Raw genomic sequence first — 23,600 nt, forward strand, 5'->3', positions numbered from 1 at the left:
TCACTGGCCGTCGTCAAGAGGGATCGCCTGAACCTGGGGCAGGCGTCATCGATGACTGCGGTGGACGGTCTCCGGGCCGACGACGCGGAGCAGCTCCAGAGCCTCGATGCTCTTGGATCCGGGCGGCGGCGTGAAGAGGCGCAGGCGCTGGTCCGCGGCCTGCGTCTGCAGCATCTCGAAGTCGAATTCGATGGGCCCGACGGACGGATGCATGACGCGCAGCCGGCTCTCGCGGCGCACGGCCACCTCGTGCCGCGGCCAGAGGGCGGCGAACTCCTCGCTCGCCGTCTCGAGCCGGGCGATCAGGGTGCTCGAGGAGTGGTCGTAGCCGCGGCGCGTCGCCGCGGCCCGCAGGTCTGCGACGTGCAGGCGGCTCAGGCGGTCGTGTTCCTCGACGGGGTACGCCTCGCGTACGAACGGGTCGGTGAACCAGCGCCACACGATGTTCCGGTCCGGTTCCTCGATCGTGCACACGCACCCGAACAGGGCCTCGGCCAGGGGATTCTGCGCGAGCAGGTCACCGAGGTCGGTAAGGAGCTGGGCGGGGGTGTCGCCCAGCCGGTCGAGAAGGTAGAGCAGGCCGGGACGGACGTGGTTTCCGGCGCGCGCCCCTTCGGGCGGCCGGTGACCCGCCAGCAGGTAGAGGTGAGCCGTTTCGTCCTCGGTCAGCCGCAGGGCCCGGGCGAGCGCGGTCAGCAGCTGGACCGACGGCTGGGAGCTGCGGGCCTGTTCGAGCCGCATCACGTAGTCGGCTGATACCCCGGCCAGCTGGGCCACCTCTTCGCGGCGCAGGCCGGGCGTGCGGCGCCGCGGTCCGGCGGTCAGGCCGGCGTCCTGCGGCTGGAGCCGCTCGCGGGAACGGCGAAGGAAGTCCGCCAGCCTGGCGCGGTCCAGCTTCATGTCATCCATCCTCGACGCCCCGATCCGTTGCTCGTGCCATGCCTGCCAGGAGAGCCGATCCTAGGGAATTGGCTCTCCTCCTCATCGCGCCGGCATCCGCGCGGATGATGGGCGTGGCCGGGTGTTCACGGGCACCAGCACGGCGGTGCTGCCGGATCTTCCGGGAAGCGAATACTGGTACAGGGCGCCGCTGACCGGACCTCGCATGCGCTGACGTGCCTCGTCACGGTGACGTGCGACGAGATCGGCCGGCTTCGTGTGCCCAGCGTTCGGTGAAGAGCCGGTCCGTGGGCGGGTCGCCGGGCAGCGGACGCGGGTGGCAGGTGCGCAGGCCGTCCACGGCGATGGCGAGAACGCGCCGGTGAGCGGCGGCGGCGGCTTCGACGAGATCCTCGCGCCCCTGCTTGCGTAGCTGGTCCAGGGCGGGCGATCTGCCGAACTGCTCGATCAGCAGCGAGATGTCGACGGCGGTGACGTCCGGCCTGAGTGCGCCGGCACGGTGGGCGCGCGCGACGAGCTCAGCGAGCAGCTCATCGGAACGGTCGGACTTGGCCTGCATCTCCTCGGTGACCTCGATGGTGCCGGCGATCGGGGCGAGCGATCCTTGGCCGGACTCCGCGCAGGTGACGATGAAGGAGGCCAGCCCTTCCCATGGATCGTCCTCGGCGAGACCTCGTTCGGCGGCTTGGTTCCAGCTGTCGAGGGACAGTTCGGCCAGGCGCTGGAAGAGCTCCTCCTTGGTGCGGTAGCGGCGGTAGAGGCTGCCGATGCCGACCCCGGCGGCCGCTGCGATGGCCGCGACCGAAGCGTGTTCGCCGTCGGCCGCCAGCACGTGGCGTGCCGCCTGCAGGAGGGCCCGGTCGTTGCGCTCGGCTTCCGCCCGCCTGGGGCCGCGGCGCTGGGATTCGGTCATGCCGGCAGCATACCGAACTTGCGGAGCGAATTACTCCGGTTGTAAGGTCGCCTCAATCGGAGCATTTCGCTCCTATTGAGGAGGCAGTCATGCATGCTGTGGTCATGGATCGCTTCGGCGGGCCGGAGGTGCTGCGCGTCCGGGAGGTCGAAGACCCGGTGCCGGGGCCGGGGCAGGTGCTCGTGGCGGTGGACTACGCCGGGATCACGTACGTCGAGACGCAGGTGCGGGCCGGTCGCGGGCCCGCGGCCCACCAGCGGCCACCGCTTCCGCGCATCCCCGGCAACGGGGTGGGCGGGCGCGTCTCGGCTGTCGGCCCGGGGGTGGATGCCGCGCTGGTCGGGCAGACCGTGGTGACCACGACGGGCGGCACCGGCGGCTATGCGGAGCTGGCCGTGGCCCGGGTGGAGGACCTCGTCCCCGTCCCGGCGCAGGTGACGCTGCGGGATGCGGTGGCGCTGCTGGCCGACGGCCGGACAGCGGTGCTCCTGCACCGGCGGGCCGAGGTGCGTCCGGGCGAGTGGGTGCTGGTGGAGGCGGCCGCCGGCGGTGTCGGCAGTCTGCTGGTCCAGCTGGCCGCCGCCTCGGGGGCGAAGGTGGTCGGCGCTGCCCGCGGTCCGGGCAAGGAGGCGTTGGTCGCCTCGCTGGGTGCTCTCGCCTACGTGGACTACTCCAAGCCGGGGTGGGAACGCGAGGTCGCCGAGATGAGCGGAGGCGTCGATCTCGTCTTCGACGGAGTCGGCGGCGTCGTGGGCGCGCAGGGCATGCGCGCCGTACGGCCCGGCGGCCGGGCCAGCGTGTACGGCATGGCCTCCGGCTCCTGGACCGAGCCGGCCGCCCAGGTGACGGTCGTCCCCGACGGCGGCGTTCCGACCCCGGCGGAGACCCGGGCGCTGGCCGAGGAGGCGCTCGCGCACGCCGCGGCCGGCCGGCTGCGCCCGATCATCGGCCAGACCTACCCCCTGGCCGAGGCCGCCGAGGCGCACCGGGCGATCGAAGCCCGCGCCACGATCGGCAAGACCCTGCTGATCCCGTGAACACGCCGAACGCAAGCCCGGCCACCTCTGCCACGACCGCCCGCGCCCTCCTGCCGCTGACCGCGACGGTCCTGGTGGGTGCGATGGCAGCGCTGCTGGACACCACGATCGTCGCGGTGGCGCTGGACGAGCTGGCCAGGGACCTGGCCGCGCCGGTGACGATGATCCAGTGGGTCACCACCTCGTACGTGCTGGCGATGACCGCCGTCATCCCGCTGGTGGGCTGGTCGGTCGGCCGCTTCGGCGCCCGCGCCGTGTGGCTGACGGCCCTGGGGCTGTTCCTGCTCGGGTCGATCCTGTGCGGCGCCGCGTGGTCGGCAGGCTCGCTCATCGCCTTCCGGGCGCTGCAGGGGCTGGGCGGTGGCATGATCCTGCCTGTGACGCAGCTCGTCCTGGCCCGGGCCGCGGGACCCGAACGCCTGGGCCGGGTGATGGGCACGGTCGGCTTCGTCGGGCAGATCGCCCCGATCTCCGGGCCCGTGCTCGGCGGCGTGCTGATCGACGGCTGGGGATGGCGCTGGATCTTCCTCGTCAACGTGCCGCTCGTCCTGGTCTCGATGGCCATGACGTGGCGGTGGTTCCCCCGGGACGAGGAGCGCGACGAACGCCGGCTCGACCTTGTCGGGCTGCTCCTGCTGCCGGCCGGAGTGGTCGCCCTGCTGCACGCGCTGACCGGGCTGGAGACGCGGGCCGGGATCGGGGCCGCGACCCTGACGGCGGTGGCGGGGGCCGGGCTCCTGGCCGCGTTCATCACGCGTTCGCTCCGCCGGGCCGAGGCGAGCCTGCTCGACCTGCGGCTCTTCGCCGATCGCGCCTTCCGGTCGGGGACGGTCATGATGTTCGTCCTCGGCGTCACGAGCTGGGGGCCGATGTTCCTGCTGCCGCTGTACTACCAGCGGCTGCACGGCCTGTCCGCGCTCGACGCCGGGCTGGCGCTCGCTCCCCAGACCCTCGGTATCGCGCTGGCGTCCCTGCTGGTCGGCCGGTACGCCGACCGCCTGCCGCCGCGTCCGCTGGCCCTCGCCGGGATGGCCGCGGCCACCCTGGGCACCCTTCCGTTCGTCTTCGCCACCCCTGACACCGACGCTCTCCTGCTGAGCGTGGCGTTGCTCCTGCGCGGAGCCGGATTCGGCGTCGCCAGTCTGCCCGTCAGCGTCGCCGTCTACCGCACCCTGCGCCCGGCCGCCATCCCGCACGCCACCAGCGCCAGCACCATCGTGCAACGGATCGGCGCCGCCACCGGCACCGCGCTGATGGCCGTCATCCTCCAGGCCGGCGGCTTCGCCCTAGCTCTCACCTGGATGTTCCTCCTCACCGCAACCGGCCTGGTCATGGCCGCAAGCCTGCCCGGCCGCAAATGAACCGGCAACCCCGCCAAGGACAGGCATCATCCGCCCGGGATGCAACGGCGAGGCCGTGGCCGGGTAGGGAAGCGCGGTGGACTCTCCCACTGTGGGAGAGTCCACCATGGTGACGTGCAAGGCGAACTTCTCACCATCGGGCGCTTCGCCCGCCTGTGCCGGCTCAGCGTCAAGCAGCTACGGCACTACGACGAGGTGGGCCTGCTGGCCCCGGTCCACGTGGACGCCGGCTCCGGCTACCGCTACTACGCCCCCGAACAGGCACGCGATGCCCTGACCATCGCCCTGCTGCGCGAAATGGACCTGCCCCTGGCCGTGATCGCCCAGGCCCTGGCCGCCGAGCCCGAGTCCAGGGCGCGGATCCTGCGCGCCGAGCGGGACCGGCTGGCCGAACGGATCAGCCGGGACCGGGCGCGGCTGGAGATGCTGGAGCGGCTGGCGGAGGGTGGCCTGCCAGGCTACGAGGTGACGATGGGCAGGGAGCCGGAGCGGCGGCTGGCGGTGGCGCGAGCGGTCTGCGGCCCCGCGGAGATCGGGGAGAAGGTCGAGGAGTGCGTGAGCCGGCTGCTGCCCGTGCTCGGCAAGGCGGGGATCGCGTGGGAGCCGCCGCTGTGGGCGCTGTACCCGCTGGATCTGGAAGAGCGGATGGAGATCGCCGTCGGAGCGCAGACGCCGCAGGGGGAAGAGGCGCCCGGCCTGGAGTTCGAGGTGCTGCCCGGCGGACCCGTGGCCGAGACCGTGCACATCGGGCCCTACGCCCAGCTGCCCTTGGCCTACAACGCGCTCTTCGCCGCCATCCACGAGCGCGGGCTGCGTCCGAAGGCGCCCGTACGTGAGGCCTATCTCGTCGGCCCGGCGGAGGCGCCGCAGGAAGAACTGATGACCCGGCTGATCATCCCCATCCAGGAGAGCACGGCATGACGATGGTGAGAGACCTCGACACCCGCGGTGCGCAGCACTGCGAGACGACAGCTCTGGGGGTGCTGCTGCGGCACCAGGGCCTCGATCTGTCCGAGCCCATGCTCTTCGGCCTCGGCTCCGGTCTGTCCTTCATCTACTGGGACAGCAAGAACATGGGATTCCCGTTCCTCGGGGGCCGGGTCAAGCCGTTCGACCTCACCAGGAACCTGGCCGCCAGGCTCGGGCTGGAGCTCCTGGTCCAGGAGACCACCTCCCCGCGCAGGGCGTGGGAGAACGTGGCGGCGCCCATCGACGCCGGCCGCCCCGTCGGACTGCAGCTCGACAGCTACCACCTGGACTACTTCGGGTCGAAGGTGCACTTCGGCGGCCATGTCGTCGCCATGTACGGCTACGACGACCACGACGCCTACCTGGTGGACACCGACCAGCAGGGCGGCGCGGTCTCCACCAGCCTGGCCACGCTCGCCCAGGCCAGGGCCGCGCGCGGCCCGATGGCCGCCAGGCACCGGTCCTTCACCCTCACCGCTCCGAAGAACCCGCCTTCCCCGCAGGGCCAGATCATTCCCGCCATCACGGCCTGCGCCGATGCCTTCCTCAACCCGCCCATCGCCAACGTGGGGCACCGCGGGATCGACAAGGCCGGCAAGCTGGTACGTACCTGGCTCCAGCGGACCGACAACCCGCGGCGGGACCTGCCGCAGGCCGCCCTCCTGATGGAGAAGGCCGGCACCGGCGGCGCCCTGTTCCGCAATCTCTACCGCGATTTCCTCGCCGAGTGCCTCCACCTGCTCGACAGCGGCCACCTGCGTACCGGCCACGGGCTGTACGCCGAGGCAGCCACGCTGTGGACGGAAGCCGCGGCACTGATCACGAAGGCCGGTGAATCAGGCGAGGCGCAGTACCTCGACCAGGCGGGCACCGTACTTTGCGAGCTTTCACGCGTCGAGCGCGAGGCCATGCGGGCGCTGAGCCGCCTGGGGGAGTGAGACCCGCGGACCTATGCCAGGAGGGACCAGCACGGGTTGCCGACGAGGGCGTCCAGGTCGGGATCCGTGTCCGCCGCCCAGGCCGCGTAGCCGTCGGGGCGGACCAGGATCGCGCCGGGCAGGCCGTCCACCGGCTGGACGCGCGACGCGCCGAGGCCGGGCGGGAGGATCCCGGCCAGGTCGAGCAGGACGGGCCTGCCGGCCTGGAACAGCGACGGATCCACGCCGGCGACCCGGTGACCGACCAGCGGGTGGTCGCCGGGCAGGTCGTAGGAGTGCGACAGCCCCGACATCAGGCCCGCCAGGTGCCTGTTGGCCTCGGGCAGGCGGATCAGGTCCGTGAAGACCTTGCGCAGCTCGATGGTGTCCTCGCTGGGCCGGGGAGTGGCGAAGACCCGCTGCGCCTGAGTGATGTGCAGGACCCAGGCCCCGGCCGGGTGCCGCTCGGCGTGGTAGGTGTCCAAGAGGTCCGCCGGGGCCCGGCCCCGTAGTACGGCGGCCAGCTTCCAGCCCAGGTTGAACGCGTCCTGAACGCCCAGGTTCAGCCCTTGCCCGCCGAAGGGCGGGTGGATGTGCGCGGCGTCGCCGGCGAAGAACACGTTGCCCACCCGGTAGCTGTCGATCTGCCGGGTGGCGTCGCTGAACCGCGAGGAGTTGTCCACGGCGGCCAGCACGGTCTGCTCGCCGTACACGGCGCGCAGCAGCTCGGCGATCTCCTCGAACGTGACCGGCCTGTCCCTGCTCGGCTCCTCCTCGCCCGCCGCCCCGCCGGTGAACCGGTAGCGGCCGCCGCCCAGCGGCACCAGCATGACCCAGCGGTCGTCGACCTCGCGCGTGAGCGTGCTGATGTGCCCGAGGGCCTTCGGGACGAGGTCGGACACCGACGACAGCCGCACGTCGGCCAGCACCGCCGTGTACGTCCCCGGCCTGCCGGGGAACGGCACGCCGAGCAGCTTCCTGACCGTACTGTGCCCGCCGTCGCAGGCCACCAGGTAGCGGGCCTCGATCCGCCGGTCGCCGGCCGTCACGACCACGCCGCCGTCCGGCTGCTCCACCGCCGTCACCGCGCTCTCGCGCAGCACCTTGACCCCCAGCGCCGTAGCGCGCTCCTCCAGCACCTTCTCGATCTCCCCCTGCGGGATCGAGAGCGGGTACGGGTATGCGGTGTCCCACGCCGTGCAGTCGAGCGGTACGGGCAGCATCGCGAAGTGCCCGCCCGCCGGCTCGCGTGACAGCGCCCTGTCCTGCATCGGCTCCAGCAGGCCGCGCAGCTCGAGCAGCTCCTGGGTGCGCGGCTGGATCGTGCCGCCCTTGGTCTGCTCGATCCGGTACGGCAGCCGCTCCACCACCAGCACGTCCACGCCGCCCAGAGCCAGCTCGCAGGCCAGTGCCAGCCCGGTGGGCCCGGCGCCCGCGACGATCACTTCCGTCATCGTTCCTCCCGAAATCTCGCCTGAGTGCAAATGTATACCTCATGCGAGAAACGTACGAGTGCAGATTTTGATACCGTTGCGGCATGACAGGGCTGCGTGAACGCAAACGGGCACGGACCCATGCCGCCATCTCGGAAGCCGCCATCACGCTCTTCCTCGAGCGCGGGTTCGACCAGGTGTCGGTGGCGGAGGTGGCGGAGGCGGCCGAAGTGTCGAAGCGGACCCTGTTCGCGTACTTCCCCGCCAAGGAGGACCTCGTCGTCCACCGCTTCGCCGACCACGAGACCGAGGCGGGCCGCGTGGTGCGCGCCCGCCCGGCGGGGGTCGGGCCGCTGGTGGCCCTGCGCGACCACTTCCTGGACGGCCTGCGCGACCGCGACCCGATCACCGGCCTCAACGACGTCCCGGAGATCCTCGCGCTCATCCGCATGATCACGGATACCCCGGCGCTGCGGGCGAGGGCGACCCGCTTCCAGGAGGGTTCGGAACGGGCGCTCGCGGAGGCGCTCCAGGACACCGCCGGCGTCCCCGCCCTGACCGCGCGCCTGGCGGCCACCCAGGTGGTGGGCGTGCACTGGCTGTTGTCGCTGGACAACTCCGGTGCGCTGGCCGGCGGCCAGACCGCCGACGAGCGCTATCCGCAGGCGGTCGCCGACGCCGAACACGCCTTCACCTTGCTGTCCGAGGGGCTGGCCGGGCACGTATAGGGCTGGCCGGGCATGTATAGGGCTGGCTGCGCGGGCGCGCCGGGCGGAAGCGGGATGCTACGTGGCGAGGTTACGTGGCGATGTGCTCCGGACGGACGCCCATGCCGATGAAACGGCCCAGGAGGTGGCGCAGCGGCGGCAGCGTCCGGAACGCCGTGAAGATCGGGGGCACGTGCTGGGTGGTGTCGTCGCCCAGGTCCTTGGGGTAGAGGTCGCGCAGGATGCCGAGCTGGAAGGCCTGGGTGATCCTCGCGGCGCGTTCTCTTCGTGACTGCACCCGGGCCAGGTCGGCGTCCTGCGGTCTGCCGCCTCGGGCGAGAAGCGGGCCCAGCAGGTTGGCGGTGGCCACCGCGTCCTGCACGGCCAGGTTGATGCCCACGCCGCCCGCGGGGGACATGGCGTGCGCGGCGTCGCCGATGCACAGCAGCCCTGGCCGGTGCCACCGCGGCAGCCGGTCCACGCGGACGCTCAGGTGGTGCACCGCCTCCCAGTCGTGGAGGTGGTCCACGCGGTCGCGCAGGGCGGGCGCCAGGTGCGCCACCCGCTCCCGGAACGCCGCCAGCCCGGCGGCCTTGAGCTCGTCGAAGGCGGCCGCCGGGATCGCGTAGGCCAGCTGCCAGTAGTCACCACGGTCGATGGAGATCAGTGCCCCCTTGCCGCCCTGGAAGAAGGGCACCTGGTCCTGTGGGCGGCGGGGCAGGTGGAACCAGAGCACGTCCATGGGGGGCGAGGCGCTGACGGGGGTGAGGCCGGCGCGGGCCCGTACGGTGGAGTGGCGGCCGTCGGCGCCGATCACCAGGTCGGCCCGTACCTCCACGGGGCCGTCGGCGGTGTCGGCCAGGACGCCGGTCACCCGTCCCTGGTCGGTGAGGAGTTCGGTGGCCTGGGCGCGGCGCAGGAGGCGGAAGGAGGGGTAGGCCGTGGCCTTGCCGGCCAGGAAGTCCAGCACGTCCCATTGCGGCATGAACGCGATGTAGGGGCAGCGCACGTTCAACCGGCTGAAGTCGGCGAAGGTGACGTCCTGGCCGCCCATGTTGACCGCCACCTGGGGCATCTTGGTGTGCGGGAGGTCCAGGAACTCCTCGATCCAGCCCAGCTCGGCGATCAGTTGCAGGGTGGAGGGGTGGACGGTGTCGCCGCGGAAGTCGCGCAGGAAGTCCGCGTGCTTTTCCAGCACGATCACCTCCACGCCCTGGCGGGCCAGCAGTAACCCGGCCATCATGCCCGCGGGGCCGCCCCCGACGACACAGCACTGTGCGCGCATCTCATCCTTCTTCCGGAAACAGCAGCCCGACCAGGGCCGCGATGTCGATGGGGGTGCCCAGCCGCCGGTTGACGGCGACGGTGGCGAACAGGGTCCTGGCGGCCATGACCGTGTCGTGCGGGCGGAGTTCGCCGGTATCGATGCGTTCGAGCAGGAAGTCGCCGATGAGCCGCTGGCCCTCGCTCACCAGCGTCGCCAGCGGTCCGCGGGCCTGGGCGGAGCTGAAGAACACCGCCATCAGCTCGGCGTTGTCGGCGAGCAGCCGGTCGAACGCCTCCAGCAACTCGGTCAGCACCTCGGGAGCCGGCCGCGAGTCGTCCTGCTCCGCCCGCAACTCCCGCAGGCGGGGCAGGAAGCCCCGCTCCGACAGCAGCGTCTCCACCATCGCCTCTTTGCTGTCGAAGTAGCGATACAGCAGGCCCGGTGTCACCTCGGCGGCCTGGGCCACGTCCTTGACCGTGGCCCCGTCCACGCCCTTGTCGGCGAACACGCGCAAGGCTGCGTCCAGCAGTTGCTCCCGGCGCCATGCCGCCTGCTCGCTTCGCGTCCTGGCCATGACCCACCTCATTGAGTAAACGTTTATTCATCGTAGCATGAGTGAGTGGTCCACCACCGCCGCGCGGGGGCTCCTGCTGGTCGCCTACGGTCGCTGCACCGGGCAGCTTCGGGGGCCGAGGTCCTGGCCGGCGCCGACGACGGTGACCTGGGCGGGGGTTTGCGGCGCCCAGGCGGCGGCCGTGCACACGATCTGGTCGACGGCCAGTGCGGACAGTTCGCCGGCCGGAGTGGACAGGGTCACCACCACGTGGCCGTCCGGCCCGGCGGTCACCGAGAACGGGCCGGCTTCGGGCGGGACGTCGGTGGTGATCCCGCGCGACCGTTCCTCCTCGGTGGGTTCGGCTGCCAGCAGCGCGAGCGCGTCCGCTTGGGACAATCGGAAACCGGGCCGCGTCACCGCGCTGAGCCGGCCGTTCTTCACCAGGAAGAGGGCGATCTTCAAGGATCGTGCGACGCCTCCGCTCGGCGGGTTGCCGGCGGAGATGGCCTCGCTGGGTTGCACGCCGCAGCCGCCCGCGGCGAGGAGCGATACGAGGCCCGCGGCGAGCACGTGGCGGGCGAGCCCGGTTCTCACTCGGCGCCTCCGTCCTGATCGTGTGTCCGGCGTGGCAGGCGCAGCGTGAACACGGCGCCGCCGTCCGGGGCGTTGGTGACGGTGAGATCGCCTTGGTGCAGGCGCGCGTTCTCCCGCGCGATGGCCAGGCCGAGCCCGCTGCCCTCGGACCTGGCCCGGGCCGCGCTGGCCTTGTAGAACCGGTCGAACACGTGCGGCAGCACCGCTTCGTCCAGCCCCGGCCCGTGGTCGCGGACCTCGAGAGCGATCAGGTGCGCGTCGGCGGTAAGCCGTACCGACACCGGTGGCTCGCCGTGCCGCAGGGCGTTGCCGACCAGGTTCGCGAGGATGACGTCCACTCGGCGCGGGTCCAGCCGCGCCGTCACCGCGGGTGGCAGCTCGGTCTGCACCTGCTCCGACCAGCCCCGCGTACGCAGGGTCGCGCCCACCAGCTCTGCCACGTCGACCTCGTTCAGCGCGAGGGCCGCGACGCCCGAGTCGAACCTGCTGATCTCGATGAGGTCGTTCACCAGCCCCGTGAGGTTGAGCGTCTCCTGGCTGACCAGCCTGGCGGCCCTGCCTGCGGGCTCGGGCAGGTCGGCCGCCTCCTCGTCGAGGACGTCGGCGACCGCGGTGAGGGCGGCCAGCGGGGTGCGCAGCTCGTGGGACACGTCGGCCACGAACCGGCGGGCGTCGGCCTCCATCTCGCGCAGCTGCTTGACGTGCCGTTCCAGCTCCGCGGCGGTGTTGTTGAACGTGCGTGCCACGTCGGCCAGCTCGTCGGAGCCGCTGACCTCGATCCTGGTCCGCAGCTCGCCCTCGCCCAGCAGGCGTGCCGCCCGGCCGAGCTCGCGCACCGGGCGCAGCACGCCACGGGTGGCCAGCAACGCGAGGACGATCGCGAACGTCAGAGCCACCCCGCCGATGCCCCAGGCACGTGCGGCGAGCCCGTCGATGCTGCTCTGCTCGGCGATCAGGCTGCGCGCGGCGTAGACCTCGATACCCGACGCCCGCGCCGGCCGATCCGGCTCGTCGATCAGCAACGGCGTGCCGATGATCAGCCAGGGCGTGTCGTCCCAGACCACGCGTTGCCACGCGATCTCGCCGTCGGCCACCTTCCGCCGCAACTCCGGTGAAATCACCCCGAGATCCGGAGCCAGCACCCTCCCGCCCGGCCGCCAGCCCCCCGGCGGGGCGGTCGGCGAGTGCGTCTCGCCGTAAATGGCGACCGCGAACTCCACGGTGTTCCGGTCGGGCACGACGGCGGCGATGTCGCCGAGCTCGTCCTGGTCCGGCGTCGCACTCCGCAACGGGAAGACGTCCTTCAGACGGCTTCTCACGGTCTCCACCGTGGCGTCCTGGGTCCTCTGCAGGATGTCGTTGCGGGCCTGGACGTAGATCCCGCCGGCCACCGCCGCCGTGGTGACCACACACACCAGCGTGAACGCGAACAGCAGCCGCGCACGCAGCCCCAGGCTCGGCCGAGGTGTCATGGGCGGCTCACACCGGCCCGAACCGGTACCCGAACCCACGCACCGTCTGCACGTAGACGGGCGCCGTCGAATCGTCCTCGATCTTCGCGCGCAACCGCTGCACGCACGCGTCCACGAGACGCGAGTCGCCGAAATATCCGTGCTCCCACACCGACTCCAGCAGCTGCTGGCGGCTGTGCACCCGGCCCGGTGTGCCGGAGAGTTCGAGCAGCAGGCGCAGCTCGGTCGGGGCGAGGCTGACCGGCACGCCGCGGTTGGCGACCACCAGCCCGGCCCGATCGATGGTCAGGTCCCCGTGCCGCTCCAGCTCCGCCTGGTCCCGGCCGATCCGCCGGAGCACCGCGCGGATGCGGGCCTCGAGCACCCTGGGCTGCACCGGCTTGACCACGTAGTCGTCGGCGCCCGCCTCCAACCCCGCCACCACGTCGATGTCGTCGCCGCGCGCGGTCAACATGATGATCGGCACCTCACCGATGGCACGGATGCGCCGGCAGACCTCGAACCCGTCCATCCCGGGCAGCATCAGGTCGAGCACGACGACGTCGGGAAGGTCCATCCGCAGCCGCTCCAGCCCCTGCTCGCCGGACTCCACCGCGCGCACCGCGTGCCCGTGCCGGGTCAGGGCCAGCTCAAGGCCCTCCCGCACGGCCGGATCGTCCTCGATCAACAACACTCGTGACACGCCGCGTATCACAGCACGCTCCGTAACTAGCCCGTCGGTCAACCCCATCCACTGTCGACCGGCCGTGTCCCCGGCTCGTCCGCGTCGTGTCATGGTTGTGTCACGGTCGCGGCGACGGTCCCATCGCCCCGGCCGCCGTCGACAAACCATGACATGCGGCGGACAGCCCGCGCACATTCGGCGCCAATCGTAGTCGCCATGAACGAACCACGCACGATCCCACCTCGGCCCCGCGACCGGCTGTATGCCGTGGTCACGCTGGTGCTCGCCGTGGTCCTGCTGCCCGCGGCGCTCGCCCGCCATCCCGGTCGCGCCCGCGAAGTGGCCTGCCGCTGGGCGTTACGGATGCGATTCCCGGCCGAGGATCTCACCGGGCTCACCGACGGCGCCCTGGCGGCGTTCACCGCGGCGCGCACCGACGCCCTCTGGCGTCACGGCCAGCTCATCGGCCTCACGTCGGGATACCGCGACCCCGTTGTCCAGCAACGGATGTTCGACGAGGAGGTGCGCCGCTCCGGCTCCCCGTCCTCGGCGCGGATGCTCGTCCTGCCACCGGCGGAATCCAACCACGTCAAGGGCATCGCGCTGGACGTGCGCCCCCACGAAGGCGCGCGCTGGCTCGAGGAGCACGGCGCCCGCTACGACCTGTACCGGATGTACGACAACGAGTGGTGGCACTTCGAGTATCGCCCGGAACGCGGCGGCAGGCCACCACGCCGACGCCCCCACCCCGGCGTGGGCCGGCTGTAGCCCAGGTTCGGGTCCGTTCGGAGAGGGGTCAGGGGTATGTCATCGGGCAGTGACGACAAGCCCGGATTGCTGGGATGCCGCCTGCGAGCGGCGCGCGAGACGGCGTTCGTCGGGCGGGAGGAAGAAGTCGCGGTCTTCAACGCGGCGTTGTACGGCGGCGGCTGCAGCGTTCTGTACGTGCACGGCCCCGGCGGCATCGGGAAGTCGGCCCTGTTGCGGCGGTTCGCTCACGAGGCCGCGGTGGCGGGGCGGCCGGTGTCCATGGTGGACGGGCGCATGCTGGAGCCGGCGGCGTCGGAGGCCGAGCCGGTGCTTCGGGATGCGGACGCGGTGCTGCTGGTCGACGACTTCGAGCGGATTCAGGGCTTGGAGGGATGGCTGCGCGAGCGGTTCCTGCCACGGGTGCCCGTGGGGGCGCTGGTGGTGATCGCCGGGCGGAACCCGCCGGACATGCGGTGGCAGGCCGATCCGGGATGGGCGGGGGCGCTGGAGGTGCTGCCGCTGCGCGACCTGCGGGCCGGAGACGCGCGGACCCTGCTGGACTCCTGCGGGGTGCCGGCCGAGTCGCGCGAGCCGCTGCTGGCCTTCGCGGGTGGCCATCCGCTGGCGCTGCTGCTAGGGGCGGCCGTGGCGGTCAAGGACGGCGGGGCCGGCGGGCGGTGGAGGCCGAATCAGGACGTGGTGGCCACGCTGCTGGATGAGCTGGTGGGGGAGTCGCCTTCGGCGGCGCATCGGCGGGCTCTGGAGATCTGCGCGCATGCGTACATGACGACGGAGGACCTGCTGCGGGCGGTCCTGCCGGAGGAGGCCGGGACGTTGTTCCGGTGGTTGCGGCGGTTGCCGTTCGTGGAGTCGAGCAGCCGCGGGCTGTTTCCGCATGACGTGGTGCGGGGGGTGCTGGAGGCGGACCTGCGATGGCGGGATCCGGAGGGGTACGCGGTCATGCACGACCGCATTCATGCGCATCTGGCGGAGAGGGTGCGCACGGCGAGCGACGCGGACGTGCCCGGCGCGGTGGCGGCACTGCTCCACCTGCATCGCGACAGCGGGGCGCCGGCCGATTTCCGCGGCTGCCACGACGAGGACGAGTTCCAGGAGGAGGTGCTGCGGGAGGAGGACATCGCTACCTTGCTCCGGGTGGTGACGGCAGCGGAGGGGGCGGCGTCCGCGGCCTGCGCCGCCTTCTGGGCGGAACGTCAGCCGGAGGCGTTCCGGCTGTATCGGCGGGCCGAAACCGGCGAGCCCGTGGCCTTCTCCGCGTGGTTGCGGCTGGCGGAACTCGATGAGGAGGAGCTGGCGGCCGATCCCGTCGTGGCCATGGCGTGGGCGCACGCGCGTGCCACCACGCCGTTGCGCGCCGGTGAACATCTGGCGGTCAGCCGGGTATGGGCGCTGCCGCCGTATCGGGGGAACTCGCCGGTGATGGAGGTGATCCAGTGGCGAGTGATCGGCAACTGTCTGAGGTCCGAGCGGCTGGCATGGTCATATATCGAGATACGGCATCCGAACCAGGCATGGGTGGAGCGGCTGCGGCGGCATTACGGGATGCGTGACATCTCCGGGCAGCCACAGCTGGGGGAGGTGTTCGCTCATGACTGGCGCGCGGTGCCGGCGCAGGCGTGGCTGGAGCGGATGAGCCGGTTGCTCGTCGCGGGGCCTGCCGCCCGCCCGGGTGCCGCGACGGCGAAGCTGGCGGTGCTGTCCCAGGCGGAGTTCGCCGAGGCGGTTCGCAAGGCCTTGCGGCAGTTGTCGCGGCCGGACGCGCTGGCCGTCTCCCCGCTGACGCGTACCAGGCTGATCGCCGAGCGGGCCGGGCAGAACCCGGCCACGGCACTGGGGGACCTGCTCCGCCAGGCGATCGACGACCTGCGTGCGGATCCGCGCTCGGTCAAGTTCCACCGGGCGCTGTCGGCCACGTTCCTGCGCGGCGCGCCCACCCAGGAGCTGGCCGCGGAAGGACTCGGCCTCCCTTTCACCACCTACCGCCGCCATCTGACGGCCGGCGTCGAACGGGTCTGCGCCGACCTGTGGCACCGGGAGCTGTACGGCACCGGCGTGCCGGTCCACCTGCGCCGCACGGCCCTGCCGCCGTGAACGACCGAGGGCGGGTCAGCCGGCAAGCGCGAAGCCGGCCGCCGCCTCAGCGTGCAGCCGAGCGCTCGGCAGCACCGGGATGGCGCTGTCCTTCTCGCTGATCAGCAGCTCGATCTCCGTGCAGCCGAGGATGACGCCTTCCGCGCCGTCGGCTGCGAGGTCGTCGATGATCCGGGCGTACGCGTCCCTGGACGATTCCCGGAGCACCCCGCGCACCAGCTCGTCGAAGATCACGTGATGGACGAGTTCCCGCTGCTCACGCGGCGGGACGAGCACGTCGAAGCCGTGGGCGGCCAGCCGATCCCGGTAGAAGGGCTGCTCCATGGTGAAGCGAGTGCCCAGCAGGCCGACCTTGCGCATGCCCCTGGCGCGGATCTCGGCGCCCACGGCGTCGGCGATGTGCAGCACGGGCACGTCCACGGCCCGCTCCACGTCGTCGCTCACCCGGCTGAAGGTGTTGCTGCAGATGAGCAGGAGGTCGGCGCCGAACTCCTCCAGGTTCCTGCCCGCCCCGGTCAGCAGCGTACTCACCTCGTCCCAGCGGTCGGCGAAGATGAGGTCCTCGACGGTCGTGTAGTCGACGGACCAGATGAGGCTGTTGGCGGAATGGCTGCCGCCGAGTCGCTCGCGTACCCGCTGGTTGATGATCTGGTAGTAGATCACCGTCGATTCCCAGCTCAGCCCGCCGATGAGACCGATCGTGCGCATGGAACTCCGTTCATTCAGCAAAGGAGCGGTCAACAGGTCGGCGCTGCCAGCGCGCGGGCGCAGGCGCCGAGCCCGATCTCGCTGGAGGCCTTGACGAACACCACGTCTCCCGGTTCGACGAGCGCGGTGGCCAGCTTGACGGCCCCGGCCACGTCCTCCGCGGTGTGGACGGCCACGCCCTGGTCCGAGGACTGCGCTGCCTCCGCCATCGCGAGCGGATCCCCTGCTCCGACCGCGATCAGCACGTCGAAGCCAAGGTCGGCGACGAGCCGGCCCATTTCCGCGTGCCGGGCGCGCGAGGCGGCCGCCTGCTGCCCCATCGCGCCGAGCACGGCGACCGTACGACGGGTGCCGGCCAGGGCCTTCACCGCCCGCAGCCCGGCCCGCATGGATTCGGGGCTGGCGTTGTAGGCGTCGTTGACGATGGTGATGCCGTCAGGTCGTTCGACGATCTCCAGCCGGCCCGCGGAGCGCCGCCGTGCGGCGTTCAGCCCGGCGGCGATCTCGGCGACGCCCAGGCCGAGCGCGGTGGCGACGGCGGCGGCGGCCAGGGCGTTGCTCACCTGGTGCTCGCCGATGAGGTCGAGCTCGACCGGGGCGCGGCCGGAGGGTGTCACCAGCTCGAACGCGGTTCGCGCGCGGTCGGCCAGCCGCACGTCTTCGGCTCGCACCTGAGCCTGCGCCGACCTGCCGTACCGCAGGATCCGGGCGCTGGTGCGGCCGGCCATGCCCATGACGTACGGGTCGTCGGCGTTGAGCAGTGCGAACCCGTCTGCCGGAAGGGCCTCGACCAGCTCGCCCTTGGCCTGGGCCACGTCGGCCGGCCCGCTTCCCATGCGCTCCACGTGTGCGCTGCCGACGTTGAGCACCAGCCCGACCTGGGGCGGTGCGATCCCGGTCAGATACCTCAGGTCGCCCTTCCGGCCCGCGCCCATCTCCAGCACCAGGTACCGGGTGGTGGCGTCGGCACGCAGCACGGTGAGCGGCAGCCCGAGCTCGTTGTTGAACGACCTGTCGGTGGCGACCGTCGCGGCGTGCCGTTCGAGCACCTGGGCCAGCAGGTCCTTGGTCGTGGTCTTGCCCACGGAGCCGGTCAGGCCGATCACGATCGGGCTGATCTGTTCGAGCAGGTGCCTGGCCAGCAGGCCGAGCGCGAGCTGGACGTCCTCGACCACGAGGGCGGGCACCCCGACGGGCCTCGACGCCAGCACGGCGACGGCGCCGCTCGCGACGGCACCGGCCGCGTAGTCGTGACCGTCGACGCGGGCGCCGATCGTCGCGGCGAACAGGCCGCCCGGCACCACCTCGCGGGAGTCGACCGCGGAGGGCGCCGTCACCAGCGCCTGCGGGTCGCGCACGTCATGCAGGCTCGCGCCGACCACCTGCGCGATCTTGTGGAGCGTCATGGGGATCATGAGCCGCTCCTGGCGAACGCGAGGTCGATGAGGCGGCGCAGCAGGTCCGGGTACGGGATCCCGCTCGCGGCCCAGGCCCGGGCGTAGACGGAACGGGAGGTGAAGCCCGGCATGGTGTTGATCTCCAGCACGTACAGGCGTCCGGTGTCCTCCTCGTAGAGGAAGTCGACACGGGCCAGGCCGTAGCCGCCGATCGCCCGGTAGGCGCGCAGCGACAGCTCGCGCACCTCCTCGGCCACCCGTTCCGGCAGCACGGCGGGGATGGTGGCGATCTCGGCCTGGCTGAGGTATTTGGCCTCGTAGTCGAGCCAGTCGCCGGGCACTATGAGCTCGCCGGGCACCGAGGCGTCCGGCGTGTCATGGTCGCCGAGCACGCCGCAGATGAGCTCGCGGGCGGTCACGCCCTGCTCGACGATGACCACCCGGTCATGGGCGAGCGCCAGGTCCACGCCCGCGCGCAGCTCCTCCATGGAGGTGACCCGCGAGATGCCGATGGAGGAGCCCAGGTTGGCCGGTTTGACGTACATCGGCCAGTCGAGCGACTTCACCAGGCCCCAGTGGTCGGTGGTGGTGCGCCATTCGTGCTCGGTGAACCACACGTGCGGGGTGATCGGGATGTCCTCCGCCAGGAACGCGCGGCGCATGGCGACCTTGTCCATGCTCACGGCCGAGGCCAGGACGCCGCAGCCCACGTACGGGATGCCCAGCGTCTCCAGGTGACCCTGGACGACGCCGTCCTCGCCGAACGGCCCATGCAGCACGGGGAAGACCACGTCCGCCAGGTCGCGTCGCAGCTCCACCGGCCACCTGCCCTGCCGGTCGATGATGACGGCGACGGGCTCGTACAGGTCCCTCGGCAGAGCGTCGAGCACGGCCTGCGCCGACTGCAGCGACACCTCATGCTCGGCGGACGGCCCACCCGCCAGCACAGCCACGCGCACGCGTTCGGTCACGATCGATCAGCCTTCCTCAGTGGCACGGGGACAGCCCCGCCGGCGGCACGGTGTTCGCCGTCGCGGGACCAGCGCTGCCGAGTGTCGGCCCTTCGGCTGACCAGTTCCCAGGCCATTCGCTGTCCAGTTCCGGGCCGGATGTCACAACCGGGCTGTCTCGTCTCGGGTTCCGAAGGCGGGTTCCTGGAAGAACGCGCCATCCCATGGCACGGAGCCGGACATGAGCGAGCACACCACGCACCGGAAGATCGCGCTGATCACCGGGGCGAACAAGGGGATCGGCTGTGCGGCCGGCGGCGCCGCGCATCGTCAACGTCAGCAGCGCCGCCGATCCCGGTTACGTGGACACCGAGATCAACAACCACAGCGGCTTCCTCACGACCGCGCAGGGCGCCGCGATCCTGGTCCGCCTGGCCACGCTCGGCACGGACGGGCCGACCGGCGGGTTCTTCGGCGAGAACGGCCCCATGCCCTGGTGACGAAGCGGGCCTACTGGGGGCGGATGTTGTGGTTGTGGGCGAACAGGTTGCCGGGGTCGTACTGGCGCTTGACCGCCGCCAGCCGCTCATAGGTCCCCGCCGGATAGACGGCGGCGACGTCCTCCTCGGTGGCGGAGGCCAGGAAGTTCGCGTAGGTGCCGCTGACGTGAGGTGCGAGCCGCGCCCAGATCGCGTCCAGAGCGGGACGGGTCGCCTCCACGACCGGCTCCGGACCCAGGACGGTCGTCACGAACATCAGCTCCGCCCGGCGGTGCGCGTAGGCGGTGGCGTCGGCCGGGACGCGGGACACCGCACCGCCGACGCTGCGAACGGCGATGACCGGCGTCCCCTCCGAGGCCCCGACCTCGGCCAGGATCCGGAGGACCTCGGGTGCCGACTCCTTGTCGGCGAAGCCGCTCCGGGTGACCAGCCGGATGCCGGGCGGCGGGATCGCGCCGTCCACGAGCACGTCCGCATAGGGCTTCAGCGCCACGTCGTCGTCGATCACGGTGCCGAGCCGGCGGATCGGGTCGAGGGCCTGCGCGGCGAGCTCCGGGTCATCGCCGTCGAAGGCGACGAAGATCTCGACCGGCGCCTGGGGCCCGCCGGCGAAGGGGTTGGCGAGGTTCGCGATGGAGGTGAGCTCTTCGGGGGCGGTGCGCAGGTAGTCCGCCCAGCCCTGCAGCACGGTGGCTGCCTCCGCCGCCGGGAAGGCGATCCTGCCGTGGAAGACGTCCGTCGTCGGGTGTGCCGCGAACTCGAAGGCGGTCACGATCCCGAAGTTGCCGCCGCCACCGCGAAGGGCCCAGAACAGCTCCGGGTTCTCCTCAGCGCTCGCGCGCACGACCTCTCCGTTCGCCGTGACCAGCTCGGCGGCGACCATGCTGTCCAGGGCCAGGCCGTACTTCCTGACCTTCCAGCCGATGCCGCCGGCCAAGGTCAGCCCGCCGACGCCGACGCTCTTGGTGTCGCCGGAGGAGATCGCCAGGCCGTGCGGGGCCAGGGCGGCCGCGACCTGACCCCAGGTGGCGCCGCCGCCGATCCGTACGAGGTGCCGTTCCTTGTCGATGACCTCGACCTGCGCGAGGCCGCCGAGGTCGATGACGATGCCGCCGTCGTTGGTGCCGAAGCCCGCGAAGGCGTGGCCGCCGCCGCGTACGGACAGCAGGAGCCCGCTGCCGGCGGCGAACCTGACGCCCGCCCGCACGTCCGCGACGCTCTTGGGCCGCAGAACATAGGCTGGGCTGCCCGAGGTCAGTACCGAGCGGCTGGCCGCCCCGTACTCCGCTGCGCCCGGCTCGATGATGTCGCCGCCGAAGTCGCGGCGCAGGGTGTCAAGTGCTGAGCTCATGATGTTCCTTCCACAGGTACTGGGCGAACACGAGACGCCGGCGAGCCGGTCCCTGTGACAGCGCGGGCTACGTGAGCTGTGTCACAGGGGCCGCGGCGTCACAAATCGGCGGGCTCCGGCGTCTGGTGGGTGACACAGTCGAAGCGAACAGGAGCCACCCATGCCGCACACCGCACCCGAAGACCGCGGCGGGGACATGAACCCGGACGCCGCCACCGAGGCGTTCCTCACCCACCGCAACCTGCTGTTCACCGTCGCCTACGAGATGCTCGGCTCGGCCGCCGACGCCGAGGACGTCCTGCAGGAGGCGTGGTTGCGGTGGGTGGGCGTCGACCTTGACGACGTGCGGGATCAGCGGGCGTACCTGGTCCGGATCGTCACCCGGCAGGCGCTGAGCAGGCTGCGTACGCTGGGCCGGCGCAAGGAGTCCTACGTCGGGCCGTGGCTGCCCGAGCCGTTGCTGACCTCGCCTGACGTGGCCGAGGACGTGGAGCTGGCCGACAGCGTCTCGATGGCGATGCTGCTGGTGCTGGAGACGCTTCAGCCGACCGAGCGGGCGGTGTTCGTGCTGCGCGAGGTGTTCGACCTGGACTACGACGAGATCGCCGAAGCCGTCGGCAAGAGCCCGGCCGCGGTCCGCCAGATCGCCCACCGGGCACGGGCGCACGTCGCCGCGCGCCGGCCGCGCGGGGTCGTCTCCCCGGCCGAGACGCGGGACGCGCTGGAGGCGTTCCAGCGGGCGGTCCAGACCGGCGATCTGCAACGCCTGCTCGACATTCTCGCGCCGGACGTCGTCCTGCTGGCCGACGGTGGCGGGATCAAGCAGGCCGCGCTGGCGCCCGTCGTGGGGGCCGGCGAGGTGTCCTCCGTGCTGGGCAGGATCCGCCCCACGCAGTTGGTGCAGGCGGCACACGTCAACGGCTACCCGGCGCTGGTCTTCCGGGTCGACGGCGAGATCGACACCGTCATGGCGGTGCGCATCGAAGACGGGTTCATCACCGGCCTCTACGCCGTGCGCAATCCCGAGAAGCTGGCGCGGATGGGGCGGGAGACCGCCCTGCACCGCTGAGCCCGGCGATGTCACAGCCGGGCGGGCTGTCTCGTCTGTGGGGTGCGAAGCCAAGTTTTCTGAGTTCGGGAAGGTGATGATCATGCGGGTGTTCGTGGCCGGTGGGAGCGGGGTTCTGGGGCGGCGGCTGGTGCCGCTGCTGGTGGCCCGGGGGCACCAGGTGACGGCTTCGACGACGAGCGCGGCCAAGAGGGGACTGCTGGAGCAGCTGGGCGCCGAGGCGGTGGTGATGGACGGGCTGGACGCAATGTCGGTCGGTGAGGCGGTGGCCAAGGCCCGGCCGGACGCGATCGTGCACCAGATGACCGCGATCTCCGTGACACATGCCGGCAAGCCGGACATGAAGCACATGGATCGGTGGTTCGCCGGCACCAACCGGCTGCGTACCGAGGGGACGGACCACCTGCTGGCCGCCGCCGAGGCGACCGGCGTGACCGGCTTCGTCGCGCAGAGCTACGGCGCCTGGAACGGCATCCGTACGGGCGGCTGGGTGAAGACCGAGCAGGACCCGGTGGACCCGATGACGGGGACGCCGGCGGAGCCGGGGATGAAGGCGATCGGCCACGTCGAGGACGCGGTCGTCAAGGCCGGTGGCGCGGTCCTGCGGTACGGCTGGTTCTACGGGCCGGGCGCCACGGACGACCTGGTCGAGCCCATCCGCAAGCGGCAGTTCCCGGTCGTCGGAAGTGGCGCCGGCCACTGCTCGTGGGTGCATCTGGACGACGCGGCGAGCGCTACCGTCCTGGCCGTGGAGCAGCGGGCGAGGGGAGTGTTCAACATCGTCGACGACGAACCGGCCCCGGCCGCCCAGTGGCTGCCCTACCTGGCCGGGTGCGCGGGCGCCAAGCGGCCGATGCGGGTCCCCGCGTGGCTGGCCCGGCCGCTGGCCGGGGACGTGGCGGTGACGATGATGACCGAGGGGCGCGGCTTCTCCAACGCCAAGGCCAAGCGGGAGCTCGGCTGGGAGCTGCGCCACCCCTCCTGGCGGCAGGGCTTCAAGGAAGAGCTGGCATGACCCGCGCCGAAGAGTTCGAGGACCTGCGGCCGCTGCTGGCCGCCGACGTGCGCATGGTCGCCGACGGCGGCGGCCGGCTCACAGGGGGGACGGCTCGGCCGCGCCCGGACTCGCGAGTTTCCGCAGCGCCTGCTCGGAGGCCGAGCCGGGCTCGGCGGCGAACAGGTCCAGCCCACAGCACGCCGGCTCGTCGGGCAGCGCGACGAGCTCGCCGTGCAGGGTCAGCTCGCCCACGACCGGATGGTGCAGCACGTACGTACGGGACCGGAGCCGCGCGACCGGATGCTCGGCCCACATCCGCGCGAAGTCCGCGCTCAGCTCCCGCAGGTGCCCGACGTGCGCCGCGAGCCCGGAGTCCCCGCGGTAGCGCCCGAGCAGGACCCGCAGGTGCGCCACCTGCTCGCGCGCCGCCCGCTCCCAGCCGGTGCCGAGCAGCTCGCGCAGGTGGGGCTCGGCGAACAGCAGGTGCGAGAGCGTACGGCGCCGCGCCGGCAGCGCGGGGAAGTCGCCGAACACCGCCACCGCGAGCTGGTTCCAGCCGACGATCTGGCTGTGCCTGCCGACCACCAGCGCCGGCGTCATCACGAACGACTCCAGCAGGTGGCGCAGGCTCTCGGGCACAACGGCGTCGCCCGCCGCGCACGCCACGGCCGGCCGGGCGATCCCGTGCAGGTAGGTCAGCTCGTCGCGGTCCAGGCGCAGCGCCGCCCCGACGGCGTCCAGGATCTCGTCGGAGACGCTGTCGCCCCTGCCCTGTTCCAGGCGCGTGTAGTGGGCGATGCTCACCCCGGCGAGCCGGGCCAGCTCCTCGCGCCGCAGCCCCGCGACCCGGCGTGTCCCACCGTACTCACGCAGCCCCACGTCCTGCGGGCGCAGCCGGGCCCGGCGCGATTTGAGGAACTCGCTCAGCTCGGTCCGGTCGTCCACGGCGACCACCCTACGCCGTGGGTGATCACGC

At 72.0% G+C, this 23,600-nt stretch carries 23 protein-coding genes; 10 read left to right on the forward strand and 13 right to left on the reverse strand.

Annotation, left to right across the window (positions count from 1 at the left end):
* Nucleotides 1–45: 45 nt before the first annotated feature.
* Nucleotides 46–900 (reverse strand): helix-turn-helix transcriptional regulator, encoded by an 855-nt coding sequence (locus HD596_RS42650; protein ID WP_185075094.1) that lies wholly within the window; start codon nt 898–900, stop codon nt 46–48.
* A gap of 223 nt (nt 901–1,123) precedes the next feature.
* Nucleotides 1,124–1,813 carry a TetR/AcrR family transcriptional regulator gene (locus HD596_RS42655; RefSeq protein ID WP_185075095.1) on the reverse strand — a complete coding sequence of 230 codons (690 nt, stop codon included), beginning with the start codon at nt 1,811–1,813 and terminating at the stop codon, nt 1,124–1,126.
* Nucleotides 1,814–1,902: 89 nt separating this feature from the next.
* On the opposite strand from HD596_RS42655, the gene HD596_RS42660 reads away from it, so the two are divergent.
* From HD596_RS42660 to HD596_RS42675, 4 genes are all read left to right on the forward strand, one after another.
* Nucleotides 1,903–2,850, forward strand: coding sequence for a zinc-binding dehydrogenase (locus HD596_RS42660; RefSeq protein WP_185075096.1), 948 nt, complete (start codon nt 1,903–1,905; stop codon nt 2,848–2,850).
* Nucleotides 2,847–4,211 (forward strand): MDR family MFS transporter, encoded by a 1,365-nt coding sequence (locus HD596_RS42665; protein ID WP_313046319.1) that lies wholly within the window; start codon nt 2,847–2,849, stop codon nt 4,209–4,211. Before HD596_RS42660 ends, HD596_RS42665 begins: the two co-directional genes overlap by 4 nt.
* A 114-nt stretch (nt 4,212–4,325) precedes the next feature.
* The gene (locus tag HD596_RS42670) at nt 4,326–5,132 is read left to right on the forward strand and encodes a MerR family transcriptional regulator (RefSeq protein WP_185075097.1); all 807 of its coding nucleotides are present in this window, start codon (nt 4,326–4,328) and stop codon (nt 5,130–5,132) included.
* On the forward strand, nt 5,129–6,118 hold the full coding sequence (locus HD596_RS42675) for a BtrH N-terminal domain-containing protein (RefSeq protein ID WP_185075098.1): 990 nt from the start codon (nt 5,129–5,131) through the stop codon (nt 6,116–6,118). The genes HD596_RS42670 and HD596_RS42675 overlap by 4 nt, the downstream gene beginning before the upstream one ends.
* An 11-nt stretch (nt 6,119–6,129) precedes the next feature.
* On the opposite strand, the gene HD596_RS42680 is transcribed toward HD596_RS42675, so the two are convergent.
* Nucleotides 6,130–7,551 carry an FAD-dependent oxidoreductase gene (locus HD596_RS42680; protein ID WP_185075099.1) on the reverse strand — a complete coding sequence of 474 codons (1,422 nt, stop codon included), beginning with the start codon at nt 7,549–7,551 and terminating at the stop codon, nt 6,130–6,132.
* A gap of 83 nt (nt 7,552–7,634) precedes the next feature.
* On the opposite strand from HD596_RS42680, the gene HD596_RS42685 reads away from it, so the two are divergent.
* Nucleotides 7,635–8,258 (forward strand): TetR family transcriptional regulator, encoded by a 624-nt coding sequence (locus HD596_RS42685; RefSeq protein ID WP_185075100.1) that lies wholly within the window; start codon nt 7,635–7,637, stop codon nt 8,256–8,258.
* A 70-nt stretch (nt 8,259–8,328) separates the two neighbouring features.
* Here HD596_RS42685 and HD596_RS42690 read toward each other — a convergent pair whose 3' ends face one another.
* From HD596_RS42690 to HD596_RS42710, 5 genes are all read right to left on the reverse strand, one after another.
* Nucleotides 8,329–9,522, reverse strand: coding sequence for an FAD-dependent oxidoreductase (locus HD596_RS42690; RefSeq protein WP_185075101.1), 1,194 nt, complete (start codon nt 9,520–9,522; stop codon nt 8,329–8,331).
* Nucleotide 9,523: 1 nt separating this feature from the next.
* On the reverse strand, nt 9,524–10,078 hold the full coding sequence (locus HD596_RS42695; protein ID WP_185075102.1) for a TetR/AcrR family transcriptional regulator: 555 nt from the start codon (nt 10,076–10,078) through the stop codon (nt 9,524–9,526).
* 84 nt (nt 10,079–10,162) lie between these two features.
* Nucleotides 10,163–10,654 carry a hypothetical protein gene (locus tag HD596_RS42700; RefSeq protein ID WP_221519798.1) on the reverse strand — a complete coding sequence of 164 codons (492 nt, stop codon included), beginning with the start codon at nt 10,652–10,654 and terminating at the stop codon, nt 10,163–10,165.
* Nucleotides 10,651–12,126 (reverse strand): ATP-binding protein, encoded by a 1,476-nt coding sequence (locus HD596_RS42705; protein ID WP_185075103.1) that lies wholly within the window; start codon nt 12,124–12,126, stop codon nt 10,651–10,653. The genes HD596_RS42700 and HD596_RS42705 overlap by 4 nt, the downstream gene beginning before the upstream one ends.
* Nucleotides 12,127–12,133: 7 nt before the next feature.
* Nucleotides 12,134–12,808, reverse strand: a complete 675-nt coding sequence (locus HD596_RS42710; protein WP_185075104.1) for a response regulator — start codon at nt 12,806–12,808, stop codon at nt 12,134–12,136.
* A gap of 198 nt (nt 12,809–13,006) precedes the next feature.
* On the opposite strand from HD596_RS42710, the gene vanY-N reads away from it, so the two are divergent.
* Together vanY-N and HD596_RS42720 are read left to right on the forward strand one after the other, a co-directional pair.
* Nucleotides 13,007–13,558: a D,D-peptidase/D,D-carboxypeptidase VanY-N gene (gene vanY-N / locus HD596_RS42715; protein WP_185075105.1), complete on the forward strand. Its 552-nt coding sequence runs from the start codon at nt 13,007–13,009 to the stop codon at nt 13,556–13,558.
* Between the two features lie 36 nt (nt 13,559–13,594).
* Nucleotides 13,595–15,652: an ATP-binding protein gene (locus tag HD596_RS42720; protein WP_185075106.1), complete on the forward strand. Its 2,058-nt coding sequence runs from the start codon at nt 13,595–13,597 to the stop codon at nt 15,650–15,652.
* A 15-nt stretch (nt 15,653–15,667) separates the two neighbouring features.
* Here HD596_RS42720 and HD596_RS42725 read toward each other — a convergent pair whose 3' ends face one another.
* The 3 genes from HD596_RS42725 to HD596_RS42735 are packed head-to-tail and all read right to left on the reverse strand — an operon-like array spanning nt 15,668 to nt 18,728.
* Nucleotides 15,668–16,360 (reverse strand): aspartate/glutamate racemase family protein, encoded by a 693-nt coding sequence (locus tag HD596_RS42725; protein WP_185075107.1) that lies wholly within the window; start codon nt 16,358–16,360, stop codon nt 15,668–15,670.
* Nucleotides 16,361–16,389: 29 nt separating this feature from the next.
* Entirely contained in the window at nt 16,390–17,775 is a 1,386-nt protein-coding gene (locus HD596_RS42730; protein WP_185075108.1) for a UDP-N-acetylmuramoyl-tripeptide--D-alanyl-D-alanine ligase, read from the reverse strand.
* A complete protein-coding gene (locus tag HD596_RS42735; protein ID WP_185075109.1) occupies nt 17,772–18,728 on the reverse strand; it encodes a D-alanine--D-alanine ligase family protein in 957 nt (318 codons plus the stop codon). Before HD596_RS42735 ends, HD596_RS42730 begins: the two co-directional genes overlap by 4 nt.
* A 284-nt stretch (nt 18,729–19,012) precedes the next feature.
* On the opposite strand from HD596_RS42735, the gene HD596_RS42740 reads away from it, so the two are divergent.
* Nucleotides 19,013–19,207: a Rossmann-fold NAD(P)-binding domain-containing protein gene (locus HD596_RS42740; RefSeq protein WP_221519800.1), complete on the forward strand. Its 195-nt coding sequence runs from the start codon at nt 19,013–19,015 to the stop codon at nt 19,205–19,207.
* Between the two features lie 10 nt (nt 19,208–19,217).
* Here HD596_RS42740 and HD596_RS42745 read toward each other — a convergent pair whose 3' ends face one another.
* Nucleotides 19,218–20,558 (reverse strand): FAD-binding oxidoreductase, encoded by a 1,341-nt coding sequence (locus HD596_RS42745; protein ID WP_185075110.1) that lies wholly within the window; start codon nt 20,556–20,558, stop codon nt 19,218–19,220.
* Nucleotides 20,559–20,718: 160 nt separating this feature from the next.
* Here HD596_RS42745 and HD596_RS42750 point away from each other — a divergent pair, with 160 nt between their 5' ends.
* Nucleotides 20,719–21,627, forward strand: coding sequence for an RNA polymerase sigma-70 factor (locus tag HD596_RS42750; RefSeq protein WP_185075111.1), 909 nt, complete (start codon nt 20,719–20,721; stop codon nt 21,625–21,627).
* 82 nt (nt 21,628–21,709) lie between these two features.
* Nucleotides 21,710–22,642, forward strand: coding sequence for an NAD-dependent epimerase/dehydratase family protein (locus tag HD596_RS42755; protein ID WP_185075112.1), 933 nt, complete (start codon nt 21,710–21,712; stop codon nt 22,640–22,642).
* Nucleotides 22,643–22,720: 78 nt separating this feature from the next.
* Here the strand turns inward: HD596_RS42755 and HD596_RS42760 are convergent, their stop codons facing one another.
* On the reverse strand, nt 22,721–23,569 hold the full coding sequence (locus HD596_RS42760; RefSeq protein WP_313046320.1) for a helix-turn-helix domain-containing protein: 849 nt from the start codon (nt 23,567–23,569) through the stop codon (nt 22,721–22,723).
* Between the last annotated feature and the right edge of the window lie 31 nt (nt 23,570–23,600).

The organism is Nonomuraea jabiensis (assembly GCF_014204795.1).
GTDB classification, from domain to species: domain Bacteria; phylum Actinomycetota; class Actinomycetes; order Streptosporangiales; family Streptosporangiaceae; genus Nonomuraea; species Nonomuraea jabiensis.

Bases quoted from the DNA above. Each gene is read 5' to 3' on its own strand.
- HD596_RS42755 (WP_185075112.1), top strand. From the start codon at position 21,710: ATGCGGGTGTTCGTGGCCGGTGGGAGCGGGGTTCTGGGGCGGCGGCTG.
- HD596_RS42725 (WP_185075107.1), bottom strand. From the start codon at position 16,360: ATGCGCACGATCGGTCTCATCGGCGGGCTGAGCTGGGAATCGACGGTG.
- HD596_RS42750 (WP_185075111.1), top strand. From the start codon at position 20,719: ATGCCGCACACCGCACCCGAAGACCGCGGCGGGGACATGAACCCGGAC.
- HD596_RS42690 (WP_185075101.1), bottom strand. From the start codon at position 9,522: ATGCGCGCACAGTGCTGTGTCGTCGGGGGCGGCCCCGCGGGCATGATG.
- HD596_RS42675 (WP_185075098.1), top strand. From the start codon at position 5,129: ATGACGATGGTGAGAGACCTCGACACCCGCGGTGCGCAGCACTGCGAG.
- HD596_RS42685 (WP_185075100.1), top strand. From the start codon at position 7,635: ATGACAGGGCTGCGTGAACGCAAACGGGCACGGACCCATGCCGCCATC.
- HD596_RS42680 (WP_185075099.1), bottom strand. From the start codon at position 7,551: ATGACGGAAGTGATCGTCGCGGGCGCCGGGCCCACCGGGCTGGCACTG.
- HD596_RS42720 (WP_185075106.1), top strand. From the start codon at position 13,595: ATGTCATCGGGCAGTGACGACAAGCCCGGATTGCTGGGATGCCGCCTG.
- vanY-N (WP_185075105.1), top strand. From the start codon at position 13,007: ATGAACGAACCACGCACGATCCCACCTCGGCCCCGCGACCGGCTGTAT.
- HD596_RS42745 (WP_185075110.1), bottom strand. From the start codon at position 20,558: ATGAGCTCAGCACTTGACACCCTGCGCCGCGACTTCGGCGGCGACATC.
- HD596_RS42705 (WP_185075103.1), bottom strand. From the start codon at position 12,126: ATGACACCTCGGCCGAGCCTGGGGCTGCGTGCGCGGCTGCTGTTCGCG.
- HD596_RS42660 (WP_185075096.1), top strand. From the start codon at position 1,903: ATGCATGCTGTGGTCATGGATCGCTTCGGCGGGCCGGAGGTGCTGCGC.
- HD596_RS42730 (WP_185075108.1), bottom strand. From the start codon at position 17,775: ATGATCCCCATGACGCTCCACAAGATCGCGCAGGTGGTCGGCGCGAGC.
- HD596_RS42650 (WP_185075094.1), bottom strand. From the start codon at position 900: ATGAAGCTGGACCGCGCCAGGCTGGCGGACTTCCTTCGCCGTTCCCGC.
- HD596_RS42655 (WP_185075095.1), bottom strand. From the start codon at position 1,813: ATGACCGAATCCCAGCGCCGCGGCCCCAGGCGGGCGGAAGCCGAGCGC.
- HD596_RS42695 (WP_185075102.1), bottom strand. From the start codon at position 10,078: ATGGCCAGGACGCGAAGCGAGCAGGCGGCATGGCGCCGGGAGCAACTG.